This window comes from Flavobacterium sp. (assembly GCF_043773265.1).
Lineage (GTDB): Bacteria > Bacteroidota > Bacteroidia > Flavobacteriales > Flavobacteriaceae > Flavobacterium.
On record NZ_JAYVFH010000124.1, the window covers coordinates 1 to 2719 of the forward strand.

Below are 2719 nucleotides of genomic sequence, written 5' to 3' on the forward strand. Positions count from 1 at the left end.
GTTGTCCTTTTTTTGGTAATTCATCCTTTACATGTTCGTAAAGATTTCTTAAAACTGGCATTGTTAATTGATGTGTATTATCACTCTCAGGCAAAAAAGGAATTTTAACCAAACCAGATTCAATAGCTTCAATTAATCCAAAATCAGAAACAACCCAACCAAATAAACTATAGGCATCATAGCCAGAACCTTGAAGATAATATGGTGTTGCTGACAAATCATAAACGCCAGTTAATTTAAATTTTTTTGCAAATTCGGTTAATCCTGTAAACCAAATTGCGGCTTTAGCATTTTCATCACCTTCAGTATCTTTGGTTTTACCTTTTTGTTTTGGCAAATAACAATGATGGGCTTCATCATTTAAAATTAATAATCGACTACCTGTTTTAAATTTACCTAAAACACGTTTAACAACTTGGTTATAATCTTCTTTTGATTGGTTTTGAATTTCGGCTATTTTTTCATCTTCACTTTTTACTTTACCATCATATATACTTTTTTTATTTCCTTGCAGCTGTCTTGGTTCAAAAGCATGATAATTTTTAATAATTAGTTTAGAGTTCAAATTGGCTAATTGAGGTTCAAGATTTCGAGGTACCAAATCTCTTGCAGCATAATAATCTGATCGTTCATTTTTATTGTTGGATTTTTTATCAACAAATAAAACGCCTAAGCGGTCTTTAATTGTTACTCCTGGAGCTACTATAAGAAAATAATCTGCAAAACGAGTATCTTGTCTGTATTCTTGCCTATTGAAATAATGGTAGATTATTAATGCACCCATTACAACAGTTTTACCAGAACCTGTTGCCATTTTAAAAGCAATTCGTGGTAATTGTTGATGAGTTAGATTACTGACATTTTTTTGGCTATTTCTTATTTTATTTACAATATTTTGACCAGCGTTAGATTTTTCAGCAACTTCATTTAACCATATCGCTGTTTCTATTGCTTCTCTTTGAGCAAAAAATAGTTTTTTTACAGCATGTCTTTCGGTATTATTAAACCAAAACATTAATAACTCTTTGGTTACTCGTGTTGTATTAGGATAATTTTCATCTCTCCATTTAGAAACATTATCGCGAATTAAATTAATTAAATGTGTCCCATAATCTTCTGAAAAGTCATTGACTTCAAAAAAATCTTTTTGCGAACCTTGCTTAATTGGTATTGAAATACCCATATCTGGAACGAATATTCTCCTACCTTTTACTTGTTCTTCATAATCTAGTTCTCCTTTAGAATTAGTATTATAATGCAATTTAGGTTCGTCGTAAGGACTATTGAGTATTGGATTATTATTCATTTTTAATATTTCACATATTGAATTCCAAACCTATCAAAAAAATCCCACTTTTACAAGAACGTTTTAATAGTTATAGAGCAATTTCCAAAGTAACGGTGTTTTTTGAGTTGCGCAACAGGAAAAACACCTTTTTTTTTGATTAATGTATATTTAATGCAAAAAGTAATTTAAAACATAGGATGTTAATTTGCCAATTTTTCGGGCACATCTTGCATGATGTCACAATGTTCTACAATTTTGTCCTGTTGTACTCTAAAAATATCTATTAGTGAGGCGTAATTTCAGCTACTCAAAATGTTCTAATACATACAAAAAGTGTTGCATAATGTCTCCTGACTTTGTAGAATATTTTTAAATTTAAATTATGAATTAATTAGTTCAAAGTCAGGAGATTTTGCGAAGCTGGCAACGTTTTCTGCGAAATGCTTCGGTTGTATCAAGAATGGAATTTACAAGCTAAAATCAACTTCATAACAACTAGTAGCGCACTTTTTATCTTCTTGTTTTGAGTACAATTGGAAATTATTTTCTTTGCCAATACTTCGAGTTAAAAACTGACCTCGTGGGCACATCAACCAAAAATCTTGTGGTGTAAAAACTATTGGAATATTTATTTTATTAAGTTGGTCAATAATTCCTGTTGATAAATGATTTAAATGACCAACATGTGCAATGTTTGGTTTCATTTCTTGAATTAAAGGAGTGGCAATATCTGCAATACCAAAATCAATTAGAAAGAAATCTTCATTTTCATCAATTAAAATATTGGTAGATTACTTTCACCATGAGTTATTTTATAGGTTTGATTAAGTTCTTTTAAACATGCTACACTATTTTCAATTCCCTTTAAAAAAACCGTTGGTTTAAGTGAAAACAATTCATTTTCTAATGTTCTTGCTTGAATGAATTGAAAAATTATACAATATGCCTGTTCGTTATCATCCCAATCGTATTCAATGATTTTTGCTAAGTTTTTGTGAGTAGCTTTTATTAAGTTTCGTAATTTATCGAACAAAATTTTGCTTGCTTGAGAGTCTTGCTCAATACCTTTGATCCATTTTGCAAAATAATTGTTTTCAAATTTGTCTTGAACAACTGCTGTTATAGAATACCCTCACTCTTCTTTTTTACGACTTATTTGGTATTCTCCTAGAATCATATAGTGGTTTATATTTTTAGATTTTTTATCGTAGTCGCTACAGCTTTTAAAAAAGTCCAAAATATTAAAATTATTTGTAAGTAAAGTGGTTTTTATAAATAATAGAGGAAAGTATTTGTAATTACTATTGGCAGTAGATGAGATTTTCTTTTACTACTTAAAAGTAATTAAAGTGGATTTTATCGCTTCTTTCAATTTTGGTTCTACTTTTGTTTCTTCCGCAAATTTGGTCCAGTTTTTTACTGTCTCACTAG

The 2719-nt window shown here is 29.6% G+C and carries 3 protein-coding genes; all 3 read right to left on the reverse strand.

The features are described from left to right. Positions 1-1306 (reverse strand): DEAD/DEAH box helicase family protein (locus ACH2BO_RS06690; RefSeq protein WP_395043979.1); only part of this gene is annotated, 1306 nt, incomplete at its 3' end. Positions 1307-1755: 449 nt separating this feature from the next. Further along, a complete protein-coding gene (locus ACH2BO_RS06695; protein WP_395043980.1) occupies positions 1756-1992 on the reverse strand; it encodes a hypothetical protein in 237 nt (78 codons plus the stop codon). 71 nt (positions 1993-2063) lie between these two features. Continuing rightward, positions 2064-2321: a hypothetical protein gene (locus ACH2BO_RS06700; protein ID WP_395043981.1), complete on the reverse strand. Its 258-nt coding sequence runs from the start codon at positions 2319-2321 to the stop codon at positions 2064-2066. Between the last annotated feature and the right edge of the window lie 398 nt (positions 2322-2719).

What these genes read in the sequence shown, in the direction of transcription:
- ACH2BO_RS06695 (WP_395043980.1), bottom strand. Translation starts at nt 1,992, where the DNA reads ATGAAACCAAACATTGCACATGTTGGTCATTTAAATCATTTATCAACA.